General features: G+C 62.4%; 18 protein-coding genes and 1 tRNA gene. 10 read left to right on the top strand and 9 right to left on the bottom strand.

The window, feature by feature from the left end; all coding sequences use genetic code 11:
- Positions 1-148 precede the first annotated feature (148 nt).
- A complete protein-coding gene (locus HW556_RS12510; protein ID WP_176900385.1) occupies positions 149-694 on the bottom strand; it encodes a DUF1599 domain-containing protein in 546 nt (181 codons plus the stop codon).
- Between the two features lie 208 nt (positions 695-902).
- Between HW556_RS12510 and folP the strand changes: the two genes are divergently transcribed.
- Both folP and cdaA read left to right on the top strand, forming a co-directional pair.
- On the top strand, positions 903-1784 hold the full coding sequence (folP, locus tag HW556_RS12505; protein ID WP_176900384.1) for a dihydropteroate synthase: 882 nt from the start codon (positions 903-905) through the stop codon (positions 1782-1784).
- Positions 1781-2626, top strand: coding sequence for a diadenylate cyclase CdaA (gene cdaA / locus HW556_RS12500; protein ID WP_176900383.1), 846 nt, complete (start codon positions 1781-1783; stop codon positions 2624-2626). The genes folP and cdaA overlap by 4 nt, the downstream gene beginning before the upstream one ends.
- A 45-nt stretch (positions 2627-2671) precedes the next feature.
- Here cdaA and HW556_RS12495 read toward each other — a convergent pair whose 3' ends face one another.
- Together HW556_RS12495 and kbl are read right to left on the bottom strand one after the other, a co-directional pair.
- The gene (locus tag HW556_RS12495) at positions 2672-3097 is read right to left on the bottom strand and encodes a hypothetical protein (protein WP_176900382.1); all 426 of its coding nucleotides are present in this window, start codon (positions 3095-3097) and stop codon (positions 2672-2674) included.
- Positions 3098-3254: 157 nt separating this feature from the next.
- Complete coding sequence (kbl, locus tag HW556_RS12490; protein ID WP_176900381.1) at positions 3255-4451, bottom strand: glycine C-acetyltransferase; 1197 nt, start codon at positions 4449-4451, stop codon at positions 3255-3257.
- 422 nt (positions 4452-4873) lie between these two features.
- Here kbl and HW556_RS12485 point away from each other — a divergent pair, with 422 nt between their 5' ends.
- Both HW556_RS12485 and serA read left to right on the top strand, forming a co-directional pair.
- Entirely contained in the window at positions 4874-5584 is a 711-nt protein-coding gene (locus tag HW556_RS12485; protein WP_176900380.1) for a DUF421 domain-containing protein, read from the top strand.
- 130 nt (positions 5585-5714) lie between these two features.
- Complete coding sequence (serA, locus tag HW556_RS12480; protein WP_176900399.1) at positions 5715-7616, top strand: phosphoglycerate dehydrogenase; 1902 nt, start codon at positions 5715-5717, stop codon at positions 7614-7616.
- 92 nt (positions 7617-7708) lie between these two features.
- On the opposite strand, the gene HW556_RS12475 is transcribed toward serA, so the two are convergent.
- Positions 7709-9079: a D-alanyl-D-alanine carboxypeptidase/D-alanyl-D-alanine-endopeptidase gene (locus HW556_RS12475; protein ID WP_176900379.1), complete on the bottom strand. Its 1371-nt coding sequence runs from the start codon at positions 9077-9079 to the stop codon at positions 7709-7711.
- Positions 9080-9571: 492 nt separating this feature from the next.
- The gene (locus HW556_RS12470) at positions 9572-11197 is read right to left on the bottom strand and encodes a MutS-related protein (RefSeq protein ID WP_176900378.1); all 1626 of its coding nucleotides are present in this window, start codon (positions 11195-11197) and stop codon (positions 9572-9574) included.
- 278 nt (positions 11198-11475) lie between these two features.
- Here HW556_RS12470 and HW556_RS12465 point away from each other — a divergent pair, with 278 nt between their 5' ends.
- Both HW556_RS12465 and HW556_RS12460 read left to right on the top strand, forming a co-directional pair.
- On the top strand, positions 11476-12021 hold the full coding sequence (locus tag HW556_RS12465) for a hypothetical protein (protein ID WP_176900377.1): 546 nt from the start codon (positions 11476-11478) through the stop codon (positions 12019-12021).
- 106 nt (positions 12022-12127) lie between these two features.
- A complete protein-coding gene (locus HW556_RS12460) occupies positions 12128-14518 on the top strand; it encodes a GAF domain-containing protein (protein ID WP_176900376.1) in 2391 nt (796 codons plus the stop codon).
- A 167-nt stretch (positions 14519-14685) separates the two neighbouring features.
- On the opposite strand, the gene HW556_RS12455 is transcribed toward HW556_RS12460, so the two are convergent.
- The 3 genes from HW556_RS12455 to HW556_RS12445 all read right to left on the bottom strand — a co-directional run bounded on the left by HW556_RS12455 (position 14686) and on the right by HW556_RS12445 (position 16530).
- On the bottom strand, positions 14686-15366 hold the full coding sequence (locus tag HW556_RS12455) for a phosphatase PAP2 family protein (protein ID WP_176900375.1): 681 nt from the start codon (positions 15364-15366) through the stop codon (positions 14686-14688).
- A gap of 237 nt (positions 15367-15603) precedes the next feature.
- Positions 15604-15685: transfer RNA gene (locus HW556_RS12450), tRNA-Leu, on the bottom strand.
- A 128-nt stretch (positions 15686-15813) separates the two neighbouring features.
- Complete coding sequence (locus tag HW556_RS12445; RefSeq protein WP_176900374.1) at positions 15814-16530, bottom strand: phosphatase PAP2 family protein; 717 nt, start codon at positions 16528-16530, stop codon at positions 15814-15816.
- A gap of 97 nt (positions 16531-16627) precedes the next feature.
- On the opposite strand from HW556_RS12445, the gene HW556_RS12440 reads away from it, so the two are divergent.
- Positions 16628-17281, top strand: coding sequence for a class I SAM-dependent methyltransferase (locus HW556_RS12440; protein WP_176900373.1), 654 nt, complete (start codon positions 16628-16630; stop codon positions 17279-17281).
- Between the two features lie 80 nt (positions 17282-17361).
- Positions 17362-19215, top strand: a complete 1854-nt coding sequence (locus tag HW556_RS12435; protein WP_246289635.1) for a M61 family metallopeptidase — start codon at positions 17362-17364, stop codon at positions 19213-19215.
- Between the two features lie 127 nt (positions 19216-19342).
- Here the strand turns inward: HW556_RS12435 and HW556_RS12430 are convergent, their stop codons facing one another.
- Positions 19343-20005 (bottom strand): hypothetical protein, encoded by a 663-nt coding sequence (locus HW556_RS12430; RefSeq protein WP_176900372.1) that lies wholly within the window; start codon positions 20003-20005, stop codon positions 19343-19345.
- Positions 20006-20158: 153 nt separating this feature from the next.
- Between HW556_RS12430 and HW556_RS12425 the strand changes: the two genes are divergently transcribed.
- On the top strand, positions 20159-20719 hold the full coding sequence (locus HW556_RS12425) for a hypothetical protein (protein WP_176900371.1): 561 nt from the start codon (positions 20159-20161) through the stop codon (positions 20717-20719).
- Positions 20720-20838: 119 nt separating this feature from the next.
- Positions 20839-21852, top strand: a complete 1014-nt coding sequence (locus tag HW556_RS12420; RefSeq protein ID WP_176900370.1) for an MBL fold metallo-hydrolase — start codon at positions 20839-20841, stop codon at positions 21850-21852.
- Positions 21853-21931 lie beyond the last annotated feature (79 nt).

Here is a 21931-nt window from a genome sequence, read left to right as displayed (position 1 = left end):
GTCAGGGAAGTCCGCAAAGATGCGGCTTAGATTGGGGTTTGCGTAGGGGGGGGGCTTGCCCGCGCCCGCCGCTCAGACGGCCACGCCCGGTTTCGTTCACCAACTTCGTTCAGGCGGCGGCCAGGGACAAGCCCCGCCCCTACTTCGTTCAATCTCCGAAACCCATTTTAATGAGCACGAACACGGCGTAGTTCAGCATGTCGCGGTAGTTCGCCTCCACCCCTTCCGATACTTTAGTCTGGCCGCCCAGGTCCTCAATCTGCTTGGTGCGGTGCAATTTCATGAGGATGATGTCGGTGATGCTTTCGACGCGCATCTGCCGCCAGGCTTCGCCGTAGTCGTGGTTTTTGGCGAACAGCAGCAGCCGGTTTTCCGCTACCTGCTCGTCGTAGGCGCGGGCCACGGCGGCGGCCTCCAAGTCGAGGGGCGCGTCGGCCGGCAGCCCCTGCTGCATCAGGGCAATCACGCAGTAGTTAACGATGGCTACGAACTCATCCTCCACGCCGTCGGCCACCAGCTGGGTGCCTTTTTCCTGAATGCTGCGGATGCGCTGGGCCTTTATATACAACTGGTCGGTGATGCTGGGCAGGCGCAGGATACGCCAGGCGGTTCCGTAGTCGTGGGTTTTGGCCAGAAACAACGTCCGGCACTGCGCAATCACCTGGTCGTATTGCTGCTGAGTTTGATTCTCCAAGTTTTTGCGGCTATTTTGTTGCTGGGGTCTGGATTAATGGGATTTTACTAGAAGCTGTCATGCTGAGCGCAGCAGAGCGAAGTCGAAGCATCTCTACCGCAGTGGTAGACCCAACGCCAGAATTAGCCCTGCGGTAGAGATGCTTCGACTTGGCTCTGCTGCGCTCAGCATGACAGCCCTTTTTATCCCTCGTTCTGCCCCCAATTCTATGCAAGATATGTGCTTTTCGCCGGCCCAAACCCTGCGCTGCCCCGGTGGGCGGGTGCTCGATTTGCGCCACCCGCGGGTGATGGGCATCCTTAACATGACGCCCGACTCGTTCTACGAAGGCAGCCGCGTGGCTTCCGAAACCGACCTGCTGCGCCGGGCCGAAGCTATGCTGACGGCCGGCGCCGCCGTGCTCGATTTGGGCAGCTACTCCTCTCGCCCCGGAGCCGAAGACATTTCAGTGGACGAAGAAAAGCGGCGCCTGCTGCCGGCTCTTGAGGCCGTGCGGCGCGCATTTCCCGAGGCGTTTCTGTCGGTTGATACGTTCCGGGCGGCAGTGGCCGTTGAAGCGGTAGCCGCCGGCGCCGACATTCTCAACGACATCAGCGGCGGCACCCTCGACGCCGACATGCTGCCCACCGCCGGCCGCCTGGGCGTACCCTACATCCTGATGCACCTGCGCGGCACGCCCCAGACTATGACTCAGCACACCCACTACGAAGGCGACCTAGTGCTGGAGCTGATTCGTTATTTTCGCGATAAGCTGGCCGTTTTGCGTACCCACGGCGTAACCGACGTAGTACTCGACCCCGGTTTCGGGTTTGCCAAAACGCCGGCCCAAAGCCACGAGCTGCTGCGGCGGCTACCCGAATTAAACCTGTTGAATCTACCGATACTGGCGGGCCTCTCGCGCAAAAGCATGGTGTACAAACCGCTAGGGCTACAGCCCGAAGCCGCCTTAGCCGGCACTATTGCCCTCAATACGCTGGCCCTGCGCGGCGGGGCCCGGCTGCTGCGCGTTCATGACGTGGCCGAAGCCGTACAAACTATTCAACTCGTGTCGAATACCTTTCTGCCCACCCCTACCCCAATTTCCCCGTGATTGGCTCCTTCTCCGTTGGCTTCCTGAGCATCGGCTGGATTGACGTCGTGGACGTCCTGCTGGTCACGACGCTGTTTTATCAGCTTTATAAGCTGCTCAGGGGCAGCGTTGCGCTCAAGGTTTTTCTGGGCTTTATGTCGCTCTACCTATTTTACTTGGTAGTGAAGGCGGCTGGCATGGAGCTGCTCACCAGCATTCTGGGGCAGTTTATGAGCGTGGGGGTGCTGGCCGGCATCATTCTGTTTCAGCAGGAAATTCGGCGGTTTCTGCTCAGTGTGGGCAAAGCGACTTCGTTTGGCAGCCGGCTGCGCATGTTTCCGTGGCGGCGCGAAGCCGGAACCAACCGCATGAACGTGACACCCTTCATTGAGGCGGCCAAAAGCCTGGCTGGCAAAGAAACAGGGGCCCTGATTGCCTTTGGCCTAGCATCCGACCTCAAGTTTTTCGCCGATTCGGGCGACCTGCTCGATGCGGCTGTTAGTAAGCGTCTCTTGCTCAGCATTTTCAACAAAACCAGCCCCTTGCACGATGGCGCCGTTATCATCTCCAACGGTCGTATCAAGGCGGCCCGCTGCATTCTGCCGGTAAGCGAAAACCCCGATGTGCCCGCCTCCATGGGCCTGCGCCACCGCGCCGCCATCGGCCTGACGGAGGTAACCGACGCCGTGGTGCTGGTGGTGAGCGAGGAAACGGGCCAGATTTCGCTGGTGCGCGGCGGCGAGGTGTTCCGCAACCTGTCGGGTTCCGACCTGCGTGCCCGGCTCAACGAGCTGCTCTTCGATGCCGAAGCCCGCCCTGCTACGCCCTCGGCAACCACTGCTGCCGACGTAGCAGCGGCGTAACGACCCAGTTCTGAAAAACGCAGGTTCTGCCCTCGTGAGGTGCTATTATTTCGGCTCTCCGGAAACACGGCGCGGCGCGGCCGGCCCTGTTTTCAGCCATTTGTAGGCGGCTTCCGCATCCATAAAGGTATCGATGAGCGGACGGCTGACATGGACCAGCACGTTGTGCACATCGATGCGGGCCTGCAGGTTATCGGGCATCACCCAGGCTGCCGCCACTATGCCGGCATCGGCCACCTGCGGCATGAAATCATTGGCAATCCAATACGTCAGTTCGCTCCAGCCATCCTCGTCGAGCGTGGAGTCGTTGAGCACCCGGGTGGCCTGCGTGAGCCGGATTTTCTCCAGCACTTCCATAATGCAGGTCTTTTCGTCGCTGGGGTTGTGGGCACCCCGCCAGAGCAAGTGCAGCCAGTCGTTGGCCTCATCGTAGCTGATAACGAGGCGCGGGGTTTCAAGCAGGGTTTCCATAGCGGGGCAGGCGGGCAGAGGGCGGTTGACTTGTCTAAATGTACCATTCATCCGCCTTACTATTATTGCCCGGCATAGCAGCTAAAAAGCCAGCGGGCCCACCGGCTGATAGCCGATAAGCCCGCTGGCTTTTTAACGAGCCGGGTAGTGCCCGGACCTACTTGATAACCCCCAGTTCCTTACCCACCTTAATAAAGGCGGCAATGGCCTGGTCGAGCTGGGCGCGGGTGTGGGCGGCGCTTAGCTGCACCCGGATGCGGGCCTGGCCCTTGGGTACTACCGGGAAGTAGAAGCCTATCACGTAAATGCCGTTTTCCAGCATTTTGGCCGCGAATTCCTGGCTCAGCTTGGCGTCATACAGCATTACGGGTACAATGGGGTGCTCGCCGGGTTTGATATCGAAGCCAGCGGCCGTCATCTGCTCGCGGAAGTACTTAGTGTTCTCCTCCAACTGGTCGCGTAAGGCGGTGCTTTCAGTGAGCAGCTCCAGCACGCGCAAGCTGGCGCCCACAATGGCCGGGGCCAGCGTGTTACTGAACAGGTAGGGGCGGCTACGCTGACGCAGCATCTCGATGATTTCTTTGCGGCCGGTGGTAAAGCCGCCCATGGCGCCGCCTAAGGCCTTGCCCAGCGTGCCGGTGATGATGTCGACGCGGCCCATTACGCCCCGCATTTCGTGGGCGCCGCGGCCGGTTTTGCCCAAAAAGCCGGTGCTGTGGCACTCGTCTACCATCACCAGCGCCTCATACTTGTCGGCCAGGTCGCAGATTTTATCGAGCTGGGCAATGGTGCCGTCCATCGAGAACGAGCCATCGGTGACGATAATGCGGTGGCGGCTGCCTTTGGCTACAGCGTCCTGGAGTTGCTTTTCCAGGTCGGCCATGTCGTTGTGGACGTAGCGGTAGCGCTGGGCCTTGCACAGGCGCACGCCATCGATAATGGAGGCGTGGTTGAGGGCATCGGAAATGATAGCGTCCTGCTCGTTGAACAACGGCTCGAACACGCCGCCGTTGGCGTCGAAGGCCGCCGCGTACAGAATCGTGTCTTCGGTACCCAGAAACTCGGCCAGTTTGGCTTCGAGCTGCTTATGGATATCCTGAGTGCCGCAGATAAAGCGCACCGACGACAGGCCGTAGCCATGCGAATCGATGGTCTGCTTGGCAGCCTCAATCACAGCCGGATGCGACGACAGGCCTAGGTAGTTGTTGGCGCAGAAGTTGAGCACGTCGTCGGCTTCGCGGGTATCGATTTCGGCACCCTGGGGTGAGGTAATTACGCGCTCCTGCTTGTAAAGGCCGGCGTCTTTAATTTCCTGGAGCTGCTGCTGAAGATCGGGCTGAAGAGTAGTATACATGCGGTGAGATGGTAGAATGAATGAGTGGCTGTAAAGATACGGAAGCGGATTGGGGTGGCGTTGGGACGCAAGCCTATCGACACGCTGTAGGGGCGGGGGTGGGGTCCCCCCCCCCCCCCGGGGCCCCGCCCCCCCCCCCCCCCCAAGAGTCCCCTTTTATGCGGGGGGGGGGGGGGGGGGGCGCCCCCCCGCCCGCCACTGGTACATGCTGTGCGGGGCATGCGAACAGTCGTTCAACGCGTTATTCTGACGGCGGACGCGGACCAGCCCCGACCCTACGTCGCCCTCCGCAACTTCGGTTAGCTCCTGAAGAGATTGTTCGTCCCTGCTTTAGGCGCAGCATGCGCTGAATGACGTTCTTCCTGGTCAGCTGACCTTGTAGCTGACAATTATCAACCAAACATATACCAAGCGCCCTGCAAATGGATCAGCCGCCTGTAATTCCGTTCGACTGGCACCGCATTTTGTGGGCGGATGACACGACGTGGGTTTTCCTGCTCGAAATTGCCTTCCGCTGCGGCGTGATGTACCTGCTGATTCTGGGGGCGCTGCGGGTGATGGGGCGGCGCGGGGTGCGGCAGCTGTCCATTTTCGAGCTCAGCATTATCCTGGGCCTGGGCTCGGCCGCTGGCGACGCCATGCTTTACGACGATACGCCCTTGCTGCCCACGGTAGTCGTGTTCGGAATGGTATCGGGACTCTACGTGCTCTTCAACCGCCTCACCGAGTGGTACCCGCGCTTTTCCGACTGGCTGGAGGGCGAGCCGGTGCTGCTGATCGAGGACGGCGTCATCAACCAGCAAAACTTCAAACACCAGAACCTGACGCTGAAAGAGTTGTTCGGGGAGCTGCGGGAGCTGCAGGTGGAGCACCTGGGGCAGGTGCGCCGGGTCTACGTAGAGGCTACCGGCGAATTCAGCATATTTTTCTTCGAGGACGCCGACACGCGGCCCGGTCTGCCCATCTGGCCCGAGCGGCTCCGCGAAGCCCAGCCCACAACCACCGCGGCCGGCCCCCACGCCTGCGCCGACTGCGGCCAAGTGCGCGAGCTGGCCGAAGCCACCGCTGCCCGCTGCCCCAACTGCCAGCACGATTCCTGGCTGCCCGCCAGCACGGCTCGGCGGGTGAGTTGAAATAAGAAAGTAACAGGCTGCCTCTGCGTCATTCTCTACGCACCACTACGGGAAACGCCAAGCGCCACCCCAATAGCCTTAGGCGGCACAATAGCCTCATTTGCGCCTCCGCGACCTACCTTACCCCATTATGGCCGACCAACCCACGCCCCTACCCTACCTCATCATCGACTTCGACAGCACTTTTACGCAGGTAGAAGGATTGGATGAGCTGGCCGATATTGCCCTCGAAAACAGTCCGGAACGCGAGAAAATTGTGGGGCAGATTCGGGCGCTGACCGACCGGGGCATGAGCGGCGAGCTGAACTTCGCCGAGTCGTTGAAGCAACGGCTGGCGCTGCTGCCGGCCCGCCGCGAGCATATCGGCCTGCTCGTGGAGCGGCTGCAAGGCAAGGTGTCGGAGAGCATCCGGCGCAACCGAAGCTTTTTTGAGCGGTTTCCGGGCCGGGTGTACATCGTCAGCAGCGGCTTCCGCGAGTTTATTGAGCCGGTGGTGGGCGAGTTTGGCATTGCGCCCGAGTTCGTGCTGGCCAACACCTTCACGTTTACCGACGACGGCCGCATTACCGGCTTCGACCCCGACAACTTGCTGAGCCGCGACGGGGGCAAGATCGAGCAGCTGCGGCGCCTGCACCTGACGGGCCCGGTGTACGTGCTCGGCGACGGCTACACCGACTACCAGATGCGCGAAGCCGGTTTGGCCGACCGCTTCTACGCCTTCACCGAAAACGTGGCCCGCCCCGCCGTGGTGGCCCAAGCCGATAAAGTGCTGCCTTCCTTCGACGAGTTTCTCTACCAGAACAAGCTACCCATGAGCCTGAGCTACCCCAAAAACCGCATCAAAGTCCTGCTGCTCGAAAACCCCGACCCGCGCGCCGCCGAGCTGCTGCGCCAGGAAGGCTACCAGGTGGAGCTGGTGCCCGGCGGCCTCGACGAGGACGAGCTGGTGGAGCGAATTGAGGGCGTAAGCCTGCTCGGTATTCGCAGTAAAACCCAGGTAACAGCCCGGGTGCTCGAAGCTGCCAACCGCCTCATCGGCATCGGCGCGTTCTGCATCGGCACCAACCAGATTGACCTGACCGAGTGCCTGAAAAAGGGCGTAGCCGTATTCAACGCGCCCTTCAGCAACACCCGCTCGGTGGTGGAGCTGGCACTGGGCGAAATCCTGCTGCTGGCTCGCCGCGTACCCGAAAAAAACGCCCTGATGCACGCCGGCAAGTGGGATAAGTCGGCGGGGGGAGCCTTTGAGGTGCGGGGCAAGAAGCTGGGCATCGTGGGCTACGGCAACATCGGCAGTCAGCTGTCGGTGGTGGCCGAGGCCATCGGCCTACAGGTGCTCTACTTTGATATTGCCGAGAAGCTACAGCTGGGCAACGCCACTCGCTGCCGCACCCTGGCCGAGCTGCTGGCTCAGGCCGACATCGTAACGCTGCACGTAGACGGCCGCCCCGAAAACACCAACCTGTTTGGGGCCGAAGAATTTGCCCGCATGAAGCCGGGGGCCCTGTTCCTCAACAACGCCCGCGGCCCGGTAGTAGATGTGCCCGCTTTGGCCGCCGCCCTGCGCTCGGGCCACCTGGGCGGGGCGGCGGTGGATGTGTTTCCGCACGAGCCCAAAACCAACGACGAGCCATTTGAGAGCGAGCTGAACGGGCTGCCCAACGTGCTGCTCACGCCCCACATCGGGGGCTCCACGGCCGAGGCCCAGCGCAACATTGCCGAGTTTGTGCCCGAGCGGCTGATGCAGTATGTGAACACCGGCAACACCCAGCAGAGCGTCAATTTTCCCAATATTCAGCTGCCCGAGCAGGCCGCCCACCGGCTCATGCACATCCACCACAACGTGCCCGGCGTGCTGGCCCAAATCAACCAGGTGCTGGCTGCCCATTCGGTCAACATTCTGGGCCAATACCTGAAAACCAACGAGCACATCGGCTACGTGATTACCGACGTGGACAAGCAGTACGAACCCGCCCTGATTGAGGCATTGCGCGAAGTTGAGCACACCATCAAGTTTCGGGTGCTGTATTAATCGTGGATTGGCGGAAATTTGGGAGAGGTGATTACACAGCCATTTGAGGACAAAAAGGCCAGTTTTGGCTCAGCTACTACTCCCACTGCCTTCTACAACTCGTCTCGCACCCGCGTCAGCAGGCGTTCCATTTCGCGACGGATTTCGCTGGTGGGCCGCACGTAGTTGTTGTTGAAGAAGCTGAAGGCCACCAGCCGGCCCGAGCGGGTGCGTAGGTAGCCGGCCAGGTTGTGGTTGTTGGTGAGCGTGCCGGTTTTGGCCCACATCCAGGGGCCAGTTCTGCCCCCCAAATAGCCCCGCCGCAGCGTACCCTGCCCCCCGCCGGCCGCCAGCAGGCTCAGCAGCCGCGGCTCGGGTACCTGCTGGTGCAGGCGCACGAGCAGCGCCGTGAGGAAACGGGGCGTGAACAGATTGAGCCGCGAAAGCCCTGAGCCGTCCACCCACTGGGGCTGGTCGGGCAGGGTGCGCAGGTAGTTCTGCTGCATGGTGCGGATAACGCGGGCCGGGCTCAACGAATCGGGTGCGAGCGTGGCGGCGCATAGTAGCAGCAGCTGCTCGGCCAGAAAGTTATCGGATACCCGCAGCATGCGGCGGTAGAGCGAGTCGGGCGGCAGCGTGCGCAGGATGCGGACCGAGTCGGTGGGACGCAGGCGAAGCGGGCCGGCCGCCAGCACGGGGCGGCGGAGCGTGTCCTGCAGCAGCTGGAGCAGCAGCGCGGGGCTGGTCCGAAATGGCACTTCATCCACCCAGGCCTTGGCCGATGGGAACACGAAAAAGCGGTTTTCTTCGGGCAGCCGTTGCACGTGGTCGTTGGCGGGGTTGGGGCGGGTGCCGGGTGCGGGTGCGGTGAGGGGCCGGAAAAAGCCGGGCAGCACCCGGGGCGCACCCGGGGCCGGGCGACCGTAGAAGCGCACGGTGTTACCATAAATGGGCATTGGGCTGCGCTCGGGCTGGAAATAGTAACCATAATCGTCCCAGCTCCAGCCGGGGCCAAAAGCGGGCGGCGTGGGCACCTGGGCATAGAGCAGCACTTTTTCGGGCCGGCTCTGCAGGAACTCATAGGTCCGGCGGGCGGGCACGTCGCCGTGCAGCAGCATGGGGTCGCCGGTGCCCCAGAACAGCAGCGTATCGGGGCCGCGCTGCACGTAGCGCAGGCCGGGCAGCGAGTCGGAGCCCAGCAGCGTGAGGCCGGCGTAGAGCGTGAGCAGCTTGGTGGTGCTGGCCGGCGTGAAGTAGCGGCTGTCCTGGTAGCCGAACAGCGGCTGGCCGGTAGTGGCGTCGGCCAGGCTCAGGCCTACCTGGTGCTGGCGCAGCACGGCCGAGGTGCGCAGCTGCTCATCGAGCCAGCTAAGGTTAGGACCCGGCGCGATGGCTGGGGTAGGAAGGGGAATTTGGGCGGCCAGGGCCAGGGGCAACAGAGCACCCGCGAGCAGCAAGAACAGACGACGGAGCAGAACGGACATAGGCCCGCAAAACTAGGGAATAGGGAATTGGAGGAAGCCAACAAAACGAAAGCACTTTTCCTTCGTCATGAACAGCACGCCAAACCCCAACAAACGCACAAGCCCCGATGCGCCCCCATGCGCCGCGCCTTTGAGCCTGTTTAGCCAAAGCCACTCGCCCCCAACTGCTGGCCCGGCACGTTGAAGACATCGGCTACCGGGTTGCTGATGGCGGCAGACACGCCCGTATGGCGGCTCCCAAGTTGGCATACATCGTCCGTCCTCACGCCGTCCCTCAGTCCCCTCTCCAAAAAAGGAGAGGGAGAGCCTGATGGGTAGTCGTGTACATCAACCTGACAACTGCCATAAATAAGCGTGTGATGTTCAGCGACACCACTATAACGCCCAGCAGCAATTGCGCGGCTTCGGGAAGCATTTGCGGCTTCCGGCCAATGTTGGCGGAACCGCTTCCCGAAGCCGCGCAGTTCCTCCCTCATCTTTTGAGGATGCTTTCTATGCGGGCGAATGAGCCATGGAACGAAGTTCTTCCGGCGTGGCAGGTTGCGCACTGCCTGGCTGCGCCCGCGCCGCCAGCGTGGCACTGAGCGCCTGGGCGGCGGCCACCACCTGCGCCGGGTAGTGCAGGCGCGCCAGCAGCCGAATGGCATTGCGCGTGGTCAGCGGCCCAGCTTTGAGGCGGTAGTCGAAATACCAGTCTTCCGCCGTCACCGTCTCGCAAAAGTGGTATTCAACGTAACACGACTGCAACAGCGCCCCCAGCTCCCCATCGTGGGTGGCCGCCATTATCCAACCGCGCGGCTGCAGGTATTCCAGCACGGCCTTATTGGCGGCGATGCGCTCCTGCGTATTCGTGCCCTTGAACAGCTCATCGAGTAGCAGCAGGTAGCTGCCGGGAGCTGCGTCGCAGGCCAGCAGCAGCTGCCGCATGGTTTCGGCTTCGACCAGATAATAGCTCTTGCCCGTGGGCAGGCTGTCGGCCAAAGTAAGGCTGGTGAGCACCCGGCAGAAGGGGGCGCGGTAGGCGGTGGCCGGGCACGTCGCTATGGTTTGGGCCAGCAAGGCATTCACGCCCAGCGTGCGCATAAAGGTGGTTTTGCCCGCCATATTCGAGCCGGTGAGCAGCACGCCGGGCCCGGCCAGGGTCAGGTCGTTGGGCACGCAGCCCGGCACCAGCGGGTGGTAACCGGCTTGCAGCTGAATGCCCTCGGCGGCCGACCCAAACTGCGGCACGCAGGTGGTGTAACGCTGGCGGAAGCTGGCCACTGCCAGGGCGCAATCGACGTAGCCAACCGCCTCAAAAACGGCCCGGATGGCGGGCGCTTGCCGCTGCACCGCCACCCGGCAGTGAGCATACATCAGTTGGTCGAGCAGCAGCAGCATCTTGGGCAATTCCAGTACCAGCAAGTTGTCTTCTACCTGAAAGAAAGCTACTCGCCGCATGATAGCCCCCAGCCGGGCTAAAGGCACAGCCAGCGGCTGCAGCGGCCCCAATGGCAGGCCGGCCCGATGCAACTGCCGCCCCGCCCGGTGCAAGCGGCCCAGTTGCTGTAGCGGCCGTACAATGCGCTCAATCCGCGCGCGCTGCCTGAAGTGAAATACCGCATTGGTAAGAGCCAGTGCCAGCGTACCCAACCAGAGCACGGGCAGCCAGAAGCCTCCAACCAACGTGGCCAGCAACCCCAGCGCGAGCAGCGGCGCAAAACGGGCACCGGGCAACGTGGGCAGGGGTTGCCCGCTAATCAAATCGACCAGGTAGTACGCCTCGTCGGCCGTCAGCTGGTCGAGGGCGAGCAGGGCTTGCCCGCGGGCCACGGGCTGCTGCGCCAGCAGGTTGGCGGCCGCATCAAACTCCTGCAAAGCGGCCTCGTCGGCGAGCGGACTGCGCAGGCGGTGGTACAGACACTGCTGGCCCACCGGGCTCACCGTGGCATCGAGCAATTCGAAGAGCAGCTCGCCGTTCAGGTCCTCCCAGGTCTGGTCGGGCAGGCGGTGGTACGCGGGCTCGTGCTGCACAGCGTTGTAGTAGCGGGCCACCCAGGGGAAGTGGTGGGAGCGCGCAGCCGGCTGCTGCCAGCTCGCCTCCAGGCGGCGTAGGCGCTTGCGGGAAGAGTTCCACATGAGACAAGGGTAGCTACCAGAGCAGTGCGGTGGAGCCACTGGTACTTGATAAAGTAGCGTGAAAGGTAGCGAAGCGCCACGGATAAAGGAAGATGCTACACTGCCAGCCTGTTCGACGAGCGGGACCTGAAACGCTACCGCCGCGCCATTGAGGTAGCCTACCTGAAATCTTTGCAGAAAAAATACGTGGCCCCGGCACGACAGGCGCGGGTGCGGGCGTTGGCTCCGTAGAAATCCGGCGCGCAACCCTTGCGGACCGCCGCGTATCTTTACGGCCTATGCTGCGCTCTTTTCTCACCTGGTTTTCGTTTTTGATTCTGGCTACAGCCCTGGCAGCCTGCTGCGGCTCGACGGCCTGCGAGTGCGACGACGCCTTTGCCGATGCCGTAGGCCTGGAGTTCGATACGCTGGGCACGGTCACCAGCCCAGCTTTTCTGGCCGCGGAAATTGACACCGTGTATTTAGTGCGGGTGCCGTTTGATACCACCCAGCGGCCCCGCGCCGACACCGTGCAGCTGGTGCGCCCGGCAGCCCGGTTTTCGCAGCCCGTCGTCATCAACAACACCACGCCCTTCGCCCAGGCCGGCAACCGCAAGCTCGACGCCTATAGGTATCAGCTGTACTTAGCTCCTGCCCGCCGCGCCACGCCCACGTTCAGCCTCGCCATCGACAGTGTGCAGCTAAACACCGATTTCCGGGCCGAGGGCTGCTGCACCTGCTTCGAAAACAACCGTAAGCAGGTGTACTTCAACGGCACCCAGACCACCGACCTCACCGACCCCGACCGCAACAACGGGCTGAAAACGCTGCCAATAACCCGGTAGCGCCCGGCCGTTCGCCCGCTCTGGCACGTCCGGCCGGAGTGCCGTTTCGTATAGCATCCTATCCGGCCGTTGCCACTGCGGCCGCCGGCTTGCCTTTCTGCTCCCTATGCGCTCCGAATCTGCTCCTGCTGCCACCTCTGGCTCTGATACCACCACACCTGCCCCTGTAGCGGCGGTGCCCGTTCCGGCCGCTGCCGTCGCGGGTTTTCCCTTCCGTACTTCGCTCAGCCTGGAGCCGCTTATTGCTTACTGGAAAGCCGGCGAGGAGTCGGCCAACGAGGGCATTGCCCTGCTCTCGCGCTCGGTGGGGGCGCAGGTGGCCGCCGCCGACTGGGCGCGCGGCTCCATCACCGACCTCGACCAGCTCGAATGCAACTGCGACCTGGTAGAAACGCTGATGCTGGCCGTGTTTCCGCCCGCTTCCTTCGAAACCGATATTGTGGGCGCTGTAGCGCCTTTCCAGCGGCACAGCTTCTACTACACGCCCCGTTTTGCCGACGTGCTGCTCAACACCCAGCACATCATCAAGCAGCCGCTCAACATCAGCATGGACCAGCTGGAGGTTTACACCACCCGCATGGCCTACCAACTCATTCTGGAGAAGGTGTACGGCGTAAAGCTGCCGTTGCAGAGCGGGGTAATATTTACGGTACCCGACTACCAGATGGGCCTGTACCGCCACTACAGCGTCGATTTCAACTCCACGTTCCTCAATGTGCATGTGGAAGGCAAGAAGCCCGAGCTGAGCGACGAGCAGCTGGAGTTTCTGAGCCGCAACCCCCACCGTACCGAGCTGTGGCTGGAGCTGCTGCCCCCGGAAACCTTCGTGCTTGAAGGATTCAATATTCTGCACTTGGTTGACGTAACGGAGCAGGAAGTGCTGTCGGAGCTGAAGTACGATTTGCTGGAGCGCGACGTGCTGCAGGCCTCCGACCGGCTCGAACAGATTCAGGAAAAGCTACGGGTGCTGTTTGGCAAGCCCGCCCTGCAGCTGGGCATTGCGGCTTACGATGAGAATAAGCGGGCCTTCGTGGATTTCGGCCGCAAAATCAACCACAGCTTTCTTACCAAGCAGCTCCACAACCCCGATGCCAGCTCGGGCTTCCGCCAGATTTACGGCCGCCTCTGGGCCGACCGCCGCCCGCTGGTGCTCGAAGACGTGGAGCAGGCCGATATTCCGGAAGATCTGCGCGAGCAGATCCTGAGCCTGGGCATTCGCTCGGCCATTCTGGCCCTGCTGCCCTACGGCGACGATACGGTGGGTTTGCTGGAGCTGGCTTCGCCCACGGTGGGCGAGCTGAATGAGTTCAGCCTGGAGTACGTAAACCAGTTTTTGCCCCTGTTTGCGGTGGCCGTGAAGCGTAATGCCGAAGACCTGCAGACCCGCGTGCAAGCCATTGTGAAGGAGAAGTTTACGGCCATCCACCCTACCATGGAGTGGCGCTTTACGGATGCGGCCCAGAATCTGCTGCAGAAGCTGGAAGATGGCAACCGCCAGGCCGAGATGGAGGACATTGTGTTTCATGATGTGTATCCGCTGCATGGTGCCTGCGACGTTCGGGGCAGCAGTGCGGCCCGCAACGAGGCCATCCAGGGCGACCTGATCGAGCACCTCACGCTGGCCGGCAAGGTGCTCAAAAAGGCCTCTGACTTTCAGCAGCTTCCGATTCTGGACGAGCTGAAATTTTACGTGGGCAAAAACCTGCGCCGCCTGCGCCAGGGCATGGCCAGCGGCGACGAGGTAAGCATATTCGACTCGTTGCGCACCCAGATGGAGCCCCTGTTTGAGTACCTGGGCCAGAATACGCCCGAGCTACGGCCCATTATTGCCCAGTACTGGGCCCAGATCGACCCCGAGTTGGGTATCCTGTACAAGCGCCGCAAGGACTTCGAGCACAGCACCACCTTGCTCAACGATGCCATTGCCGCCTACCTCGACGAGGAGGATGACAAGGCCCAGGCCATGTTTCCACACTACTTCCAGCGCTTCAAAACCGATGGCGTGGAGCACAATATCTATGTGGGGGCCGCGCTGGTTGAAGACAAGCCCTTCGACCTGGTATTCCTCAAAAACCTGCGCCTGTGGCAGCTGCTGACGATGGTGGAGATAACGCGCCGCACGGCTGCCCTACGCGACCAGCTACCGCTACCGCTCGAAACCACCCAGCTCATCCTCATCCACGGCCAGCCCCTGAGCATCCGCTTCCGCCAGGATGAGCGCCAGTTCGACGTGGACGGCGCCTACAACATCCGCTACGAAATCATTAAGAAACGCATCGACAAAGCCACCATCATGGGCACCGGCGAGCGGCTCACGCAGCCCGGCTACCTGGCCCTGGTGTATAGCCAGCAGCGCGAGGCCGACGAGTACTTCGAGTACCTCGACTACTTACAGGACCGTGGCCTGCTCGAAGACGAGATTGAAGAGCTGGAACTGGAAGAGCTACAAGGCACCAAGGGCCTGCTGGCTCTGCGTGTGAAGGTGAAAATGGCGTAAAGGTGATAGAAGCAGCGGAGAGTACGGAGAGTTGAGGGCAGAAAACAGAACGTCATTCTGAGCGCAGTCGAAGAATCTCTACCGCAATACTAACTCTGTCGTCAGCAACGAAGCGGTAGAAATGCTTCGGCTGCGCTCAGAATGACGTTCCTTCCCCGTTCTCACTTCTATCTGTTACCCTCTCGCTTCTCCCTTCTGTTTTTAAATTGAAATATCCCCCGCAGCAAAATCAGCCAGAGCAGGGCACCGGCGAAACCGGCTACCACGTCGGTGGCGTAATGCACGTGCAGGTAAACGCGGGTGATGCCGATGAGCAGGGCGAAGAGCAGCAGCAGCAGCCCCCAGACCGGATGCCGGCGGTGGCGCCACAGAATCCAGGCCAGGCAGCCGTAAAGGGCCAGCCCGATCATGGCGTGGCCGCTGGGGAAGCTCAGGCCGCCCTGAACGATAAGCGCCGAATCGGGACGCAGGCGGTTGAAGTATGTTTTCAGCAACTGGTTGAGCAGTGATGCCCCGGCTACCGCTCCAAACACCTCGGCGGCCTCGTGGCGGTGGCCCCAGTAGCGCAACAGCAGCGGTAGGCCAATGCCCGCCGCCACCAGCCACGGCAGCGAAGCGAAGAACGTGAGGGCCTGCACCACCGGCGTCAGCAGCGGCCACGCCGCCCGCAGCGCATCCAGCCGCACGAAGGCCCAGGTGTCGAACTGCACCGAACTGGCCGCGAATACCACCCGCGTGAGGTAGAAGAACAGCAGCGCCGAGGCCACGAACACGCCGCCCATCAGCACTACTTCCACCGTCAATAAACTCAGGCTGGCCACCAGCCGGGCTCTTGCTTTTCGTATCACGGGCTTTCGCTGGTTTCAGCTACTTACGCAGATGCAAGGCCTGCCGTTCCGGCCGAACAGGGTGCGGGTATAGCCAGGCCAAACGGCCCGGGCGGCCGTTCCGCATGCGTTTCAGACTCCTGATCCGGTTATAAAAACGCAACCTGTGGCGGGGTGTTGTTGCACAAATCTGGTTTCAACCAGACTGCCTGAAACAGAAAGAGCCGGCCCATTGCTGGGCCAGCTCTTCGTACTCTGTGCGCTCGGGGAGACTCGAACTCCCACACCTTGCGGAACTGCCGCCTGAAGACAGCGCGTCTACCAATTTCGCCACAAGCGCGACTTTTTATCATCTGGCCTTCCGGGGACGGCCTTTTGATGCTGCAAAGATAGCGGGTTTTTGAGGCGCGCTGCAAGTACCGGCCAAAAAAAAGCCGAAAAAACACGTGTTAAAATTTCGTTTCCGTGCTATTGAGGCTGTTTTTCAGCCAATTGCGGGTCTTTGCGAAATTGTTTTCTCACCCGTTTCTCCAACTGCTGCAACAGCGGAATAGCAATTATCAGCCAGGCAAGGCCCGCCGCAATGCCGGCCAGCACATCGGTGGCGTAGTGCACCCGCAGGTATATCCGCGTCAGGCCAATAAGCACTATCAGAACGGAAAGCACCGCGACCAACGTGTAGCGCAGAACCGGCCGCCGCCGAAGCCGCGTCCAGGTAAAGTAGATAAGCAAACCGTAGAAGGAGGCCGAAATCATGGCGTGGCCGCTCGGGTAGCTCAGGCCCGAAGCCGAGGTGAGGGGCAGCAATGGCCGGGGCCGGTTGTACAGCTGCTTGAGCATCAGGTTGAGCGTGATGGAACCCAGCGCCACTACCGGCACCAGCAGCGAATACCAGTGCCGCCGCCGCATCAGCAGCCAGCCCACCAGCCCCAGCCCCACCACTGTTATGAAGTTGCGCGAGGCCAGAAACGTAACGGCTTCTACCCAGTTTTGCCGCTGCGCCCCCAGCAGCGCCTGCGTCCACTGGAATGCCGCCGCGTCGAAGGTTGCCGCGTCCTGGTCGAACACTTCGCGGCTCAGGGCCAGAAAGGCCACCACCCCGGCAGTACCCAGCGCCAGCGTAACGGCAAACTCGGTCAGAAACAGTGTAAAGCCGGCCAGCAGCCGGCGCAAGTGCTTGGTCATAGTTCCTAAACATACGGCGCGGCGCGGAAAAGCGGGCACCGGGCCGTAGCTTGGCCCCGCTGCCGACTGCTTATTCGCGCCGTCCCCACCCCCACTCATGGCCGCTTCCCTGCCCGATTCTGGTTTCGATTATGTGGCGGCCTTCTACGACCCGCTGGCCCGGCTCGTGTACGGGCGGGCCCTGCAGCGGGCCCAGCAGGCGGCGCTGGCGGCAGGGCTGCCTGCTACCGGCCAACTGCGGGTACTGGTAGTGGGTGGCGGCTCGGGCTGGGTGCTGGGGGAGGTATTGCGCCGCTGCCCCGCCGCGAGCATCTTATACCTGGAAGCCGCACCCCGCATGCTGGCACGCAGCCGGGCCTGGCTGGCGCAGCACATTCCCCAGGCCGCAGGCCAGGTAGAATTCCGGCTGGGCACCGAGGCGGCGTTGGAGCCCGGCGAGCAGTTCGACGCGGTGCTCACCTTCTTCCTGCTAGACCTGTTCGAACCCGGCCGGCTGCGGCAGCTAATGGCGCAGCTAAACGCGGCGCGGGCCCCCGGCGGCGCGTGGCTGCTGGCCGATTTCGGGCCGCCGCAACGCTGGTGGCACCGGCTGTTGTTGCGCCTGATGTACGGCTTTTTCGGCCTGACCACCGGCATCAGCGCCCGGCGTCGGCCACCGATAGAAGCAGAACTGTCGCGGCTGGGGCTGCGACCTACGCCCGCCGGGCAGTTTTTCGGTGGTATGGTAGCGGCCAGCGTGTGGCGGCCATAAGGGCAGGATTTCGGCTTATGCAGCCTCCTAGCTGCGCAAATTGCTTAGGTTAGCAGTTCCATTCTTACTACTGCTCCCTTATGCTGATGCGGAAAACTGCGGCCTTGCTACTGCTGAGCCTGCCGCTGGCCCTTGCGCGCCCTGCCCGGGCCCAGGCGCCGGTGCAATACAATGTATCCTTCCCCAACGCCGTCCACCACGAAGCCCGCATAACGGTTACGTTCCGGGAGGTGCCGGCCGGGCCGCTGCAGGTGCGCATGGCCCGCTCGTCGCCCGGCCGCTATGCCCTCCACGAATTCGCCAAAAACGTGTACGATGTAGCGGCCACCGACTCGCGCGGCCGTACGCTGACCGTGACCCGGCCCGACCCCTCGGGCTGGGATGTAGCCGGCCACGACGGTACCGTTACCTTCAGCTACACCCTGTTTGGCGACCGGACTGACGGCACCTACGCCGGCATTGATGCCCGCCACGCCCACCTGAACATTCCGGCCACGCTGGCCTACGCCCAAGGGCTGGAGCAGCGGCCGGCCCAGGTACAGTTCACGGGTTTGCCCGCCACCTGGACGGTGGCCACCCAGCTGCAGCCCGATGCGGCCGGCACTACCTGGCAGGCCCCCAGCCTGCAATACCTCATGGATTCGCCCACTTCGCTGGGTGAGCAGCAGGTGCGCACCTGGCAGGAAGGCGGCCGCACCATTGAGTTGAAAGTGCTGCACGACGGCACGCCCGCCGAGCTGGACGCCTACACGGCCCAGACGCAGAAGATCGTGCGCGAGGCGGCGGCGGTGTTTGGCGGGATGCCGGCCTTCGATTTTGGCCGCTACACCTTTATTGCCAATTACCTGCCCCAAACCAGCTCCGACGGCATGGAGCACCGCAACTCCACCTCCCTTACCAGCCGGCGCCCCCTGCGCGGCCCCGGCATGATTGACAACCTAGGGACGGTGTCGCACGAATTTATTCATGCCTGGAACGTGGAGCGGTTGCGGCCCCAGGATCTGGAACCGTTCGATTTCAGCCAGGCCAACATGAGCCGCAACCTGTGGTTTGCTGAGGGCTTCACGCAGTATTATGGCGAGCTGGTACTGCGCCGCGCCGGCATCTATCCCACCGACGCCGAGTACAGCCAGGAGGCGCTTACCGGGCTGATAAACGCTATGGCACTGTCGCCGGGTGCAGCCCGCTTCTCGCCGGTGCAGATGAGCCAGAAGGCCCCATTTGTGGATGCCGCGGCGGCCATCGACCCCAATAATCGGGCAAATACCTACTTAAGCTACTACTACATTGGCGCGGCCAATGCCCTGGCCCTCGACCTAGAGCTGCGCACCCGGTTCAAAACCGACCTCGACACCTACATGCGCGCCATGTGGCAGCAGTTCGGCAAGGCGCAGGAGAACAACACCCCCACCCGCCCCTATACCACGCCCGACCTGCAGCGCGTGCTGGGCGAAGTAGCCCGCGACACCGCCTTTGCCGGGCAGTTTTTCCGCCAGCACATCTACGGTCATCAGCGGCACGATTATCCTGCCCTACTGGCTCCGGCGGGCCTGCTGGTTCGCCCGGCCCGGCCCAACAAGGCCAGCCTGGCCACCCGCTTGAGCTTCAACGCCGCCGACAGCACCGCTACGCTGGGCACTACCACAATCGGCTCGCCGCTGTACGTGGCCGGCCTCGACCGTGAAGACGTGGTGCTGCGCTTTGATGGTCAGCGCCTGGTGGGCGCTAAGGCGTTCGAGGAGCTGCTCGCTAACCACCGTCCCGGCGACCTGGTGCAGCTGGAAGTGCGCACCCGCACCGGCCTGCAGACCGTGCCCGTTACACTTACCGAAGATCCTACCTTGGAGGTAGTAACCTACGAGGCCGCTGGTCGCCCCGTCAGCAAAGCGCAGAAGAAGTTCCGGGCCGCCTGGCTCGGCAGCAAGGTTCGGTAGCTCTTGCCTCTGACTCTGCTAAAAAAGCCCCGCTGGCGTGTGCCGGCGGGGCTTTTTTTGGGCGCGGCCAAAGCACAACCCGAGCTGACTGAGAAGCCAGTCAGCTTTAGGAGCAGAAACTGCTGCGCTATACCAGTTCCCGATAGAAAAACCATACCAGTAGCCCCAACATACATAGGCTGCTTAGCACCACAATCCGGAGGCCGTGGGCGCGGTCGGTGGGCTGGAAGGTGGGTACGCGCCGGCCGTCGGGTAGCTGGCGGCCGTGCACGTACAGGTGCCAGCCGATAAGCAGGCCGAAAAAGCCACCCAGCAGCGCCAGGGTATAGCCAGCCAGCACTCCGCGGGTCTGGCGGGGCTCGGGGCGGGCCAAATCGTCGAGGCGCTGCTGGCGCAATTCCTCCAGGCGGGCCGGGCTCAGGGCCTCGCCCCGCTCGGCCAACAGCCGCCGAGCCAAAGCCACATCAAGTGGGCTCCACTCATCGGGCCGTAGCATAATGTCATGCAGCTCAGGGCTGGAGAAGGCGAACAGGTAATAGTCGGGGGGCAAGTCGGCGGTGAGGGCTTCGGCGGCCTGCTGCTCTAGCGCTTGGACTCGGGCGAAGTCGGCGGGGCGCAGTAGCACTTGGAAGTAGCGGTTGGTTTCGTTGAAGGCGAATGAAATGTCGAATGCAGGCTGGTCGAGGCGGGTTTGGGCCTCGATGTCGTGGGCGTACAGCAACTCCAGTAGCGGCTGGGCCACCGTGGCGTTGGGGAAACGCTGGTAAGGGAAGAATTCGTCGTCGGACATAAAATGCGGGCGGATAAGGCGTAAAGAAACGGTTTTGCGCCGATGCATCAGCCAATAGGTGCCCCATCGATGCAACCAATTCGGGTGGCGCGGTCTTTAAGCACGGGGGCCCAGCGCGGCCTCGCCCTACTACGCGGTTTCGTATCTTTCGCCATGTCCCGATTCGTTTATCTGCTGCCCGCTGCTTTGCTGCTGTCCCTCGCCGCCCAGGCCCAGGATGCGTCGCCCACTGCCCCGAAGCCGGGGCTGAAGCCCTCGTACAGCCTGCAGGCCGGCGCCACGTTTGCCGGCCGCTACGGCTCGGCCACCTACCTCAGCCCCACGGTTTCGCTGCCGCTGAGCAAGCGGTTTTCGGTATTCGGGGGCGTTACGTACCTGCGCACCACGCCGGGCGCGGCCTTCGCGCCGCCGGTTGCCGAAGGTGCCGGCCGGCCCCTGCTGCCGGGCACCAACCACTACCTTATCCAGGGCGGCGGGCAGTACGCGCTGTCGGATCGGTTGTCGCTTACCGGCTCGGCCTGGAAAGACCTGACGCCGGCCGGGCAGTTCGGCGTGAATCCCTACGCGGGCTTCGGCGGCAACCTGGGCCAGGGTGTAAACCTGCGTGCCGACTACCACATCACCGAAAACTTCTCGGTGTCGGGTGGGGTGCGGGTGAGCAACGGGGCCACGGCTGCGCCGGGCGGCTACTACGGCTCGCCCTGGGGGTATTAGGCTAGTTTTAGCTTAACAAGTCTGTCTACCCGACCTCGGCTTGTCACCTACTCAATTCTGCGCTGTCCCGGTCCGTTTAGCGGTAGGGCGGCGCTTTGCTTCGTTACGCTACTCTCTGCATGGCCTCCGTCCGCTTCGTGCGCAACCCCGATTTGCGCACCATCAAACCCGCCTACCCCGGCAACAAAATGGTGGGCAACGCATACTGCAACGGCCAGGAGCTATATGAGCCACAGCTGAGCACGCTGCTGAAATGGCAGCTGAGCAAGAATCCGCAGAAGGAAGAGAAGAAGGAGGACACTTGGGCACCGAACGTGGTGGACGGCACCGCCTTTCTGCATGGCCAGGAAGACGGGCTGCTGTGGCTGGGCCACTCCAGCTTCGTGCTGCGCGTGGCGGGCGTAACGATGATTACCGACCCGCTGCTGTTCTCGTCGGTGGGTTTGCGCCGCCGCCACGCCCTGCCCTGCCAGCCCGAAGACCTCGTGGGCATCGACCTACTGCTACTCAGCCACGGCCACCGCGACCACCTCGACGAGCAGTCCATTAAATTGCTGGCCCGCCAGAACCCGCAGTTGCGGGCCTATGGGCCGCTGGGGCTGCCAAAGCTGCTGCGCGGCATAGTACCCCGGCTGCCGGTGCAGGAAGCCGGCTGGTGGCAGCAGTTCGACCTAGGCCCCGAAACGCCCTTTGAGCTTTTCGAATTGCCAGCCTCGCACTGGTACCGCCGTGGCCTGCTCGATGTGAATGAGGTGCTCTGGGGCTCGTTGCTGCTGCGCCTGCCCGACGGCCGCACCATTTACTTCGCCGGCGACACTAACATGAGCAGCCATTTCGAAGAAATTGAGCGGCAGTTTGGGCCTTTGGATGTCGTGCTTATGCCTATTGGAGCCTATAAGCCGGCTTATATGATGGCCGGCAGCCACACCAATCCTCACGAGTCGGCTAAGGCCGCCAACCTGTTGCGCGCCGGCCACCTGGTGCCCATGCACCACGGCACCTTCGACCTCAGCGACGAACCGGCCTCGGAGCCCCAGCGCCTGCTAACCGAAATTGCTGCCTCGGGCATGCTCCGTGCTGAGCTGCACCTGCCCGCCGTGGGTGAAGTGTTGCGCTGGCAGGATTGGGAATGATTTGGTGTGATTTAATATAAATAATTATATTAAGTTATCTTTATCGTCAATACATAATTAAATTACAATATTTTATGAT

Source organism: Hymenobacter terrestris (assembly GCF_013377905.1).
In the GTDB taxonomy this organism is placed as follows: Bacteria; Bacteroidota; Bacteroidia; order Cytophagales; family Hymenobacteraceae; genus Hymenobacter; species Hymenobacter terrestris.
Note: the sequence above shows the minus strand (reverse complement) of the source record. Positions and strands in the feature narration are given on the sequence as shown.

Coding starts and splice junctions, on each gene's coding strand:
- folP (WP_176900384.1), top strand. CDS start 903: ATGCAAGATATGTGCTTTTCGCCGGCCCAAACCCTGCGCTGCCCCGGT.
- HW556_RS12495 (WP_176900382.1), bottom strand. CDS start 3,097: ATGGAAACCCTGCTTGAAACCCCGCGCCTCGTTATCAGCTACGATGAG.
- kbl (WP_176900381.1), bottom strand. CDS start 4,451: ATGTATACTACTCTTCAGCCCGATCTTCAGCAGCAGCTCCAGGAAATT.
- HW556_RS12485 (WP_176900380.1), top strand. CDS start 4,874: ATGGATCAGCCGCCTGTAATTCCGTTCGACTGGCACCGCATTTTGTGG.
- serA (WP_176900399.1), top strand. CDS start 5,715: ATGGCCGACCAACCCACGCCCCTACCCTACCTCATCATCGACTTCGAC.
- HW556_RS12475 (WP_176900379.1), bottom strand. CDS start 9,079: ATGTCCGTTCTGCTCCGTCGTCTGTTCTTGCTGCTCGCGGGTGCTCTG.
- HW556_RS12470 (WP_176900378.1), bottom strand. CDS start 11,197: ATGTGGAACTCTTCCCGCAAGCGCCTACGCCGCCTGGAGGCGAGCTGG.
- HW556_RS12465 (WP_176900377.1), top strand. CDS start 11,476: ATGCTGCGCTCTTTTCTCACCTGGTTTTCGTTTTTGATTCTGGCTACA.
- HW556_RS12460 (WP_176900376.1), top strand. CDS start 12,128: ATGCGCTCCGAATCTGCTCCTGCTGCCACCTCTGGCTCTGATACCACC.
- HW556_RS12445 (WP_176900374.1), bottom strand. CDS start 16,530: ATGACCAAGCACTTGCGCCGGCTGCTGGCCGGCTTTACACTGTTTCTG.
- HW556_RS12440 (WP_176900373.1), top strand. CDS start 16,628: ATGGCCGCTTCCCTGCCCGATTCTGGTTTCGATTATGTGGCGGCCTTC.
- HW556_RS12435 (WP_246289635.1), top strand. CDS start 17,362: ATGCTGATGCGGAAAACTGCGGCCTTGCTACTGCTGAGCCTGCCGCTG.
- HW556_RS12430 (WP_176900372.1), bottom strand. CDS start 20,005: ATGTCCGACGACGAATTCTTCCCTTACCAGCGTTTCCCCAACGCCACG.
- HW556_RS12425 (WP_176900371.1), top strand. CDS start 20,159: ATGTCCCGATTCGTTTATCTGCTGCCCGCTGCTTTGCTGCTGTCCCTC.
- HW556_RS12420 (WP_176900370.1), top strand. CDS start 20,839: ATGGCCTCCGTCCGCTTCGTGCGCAACCCCGATTTGCGCACCATCAAA.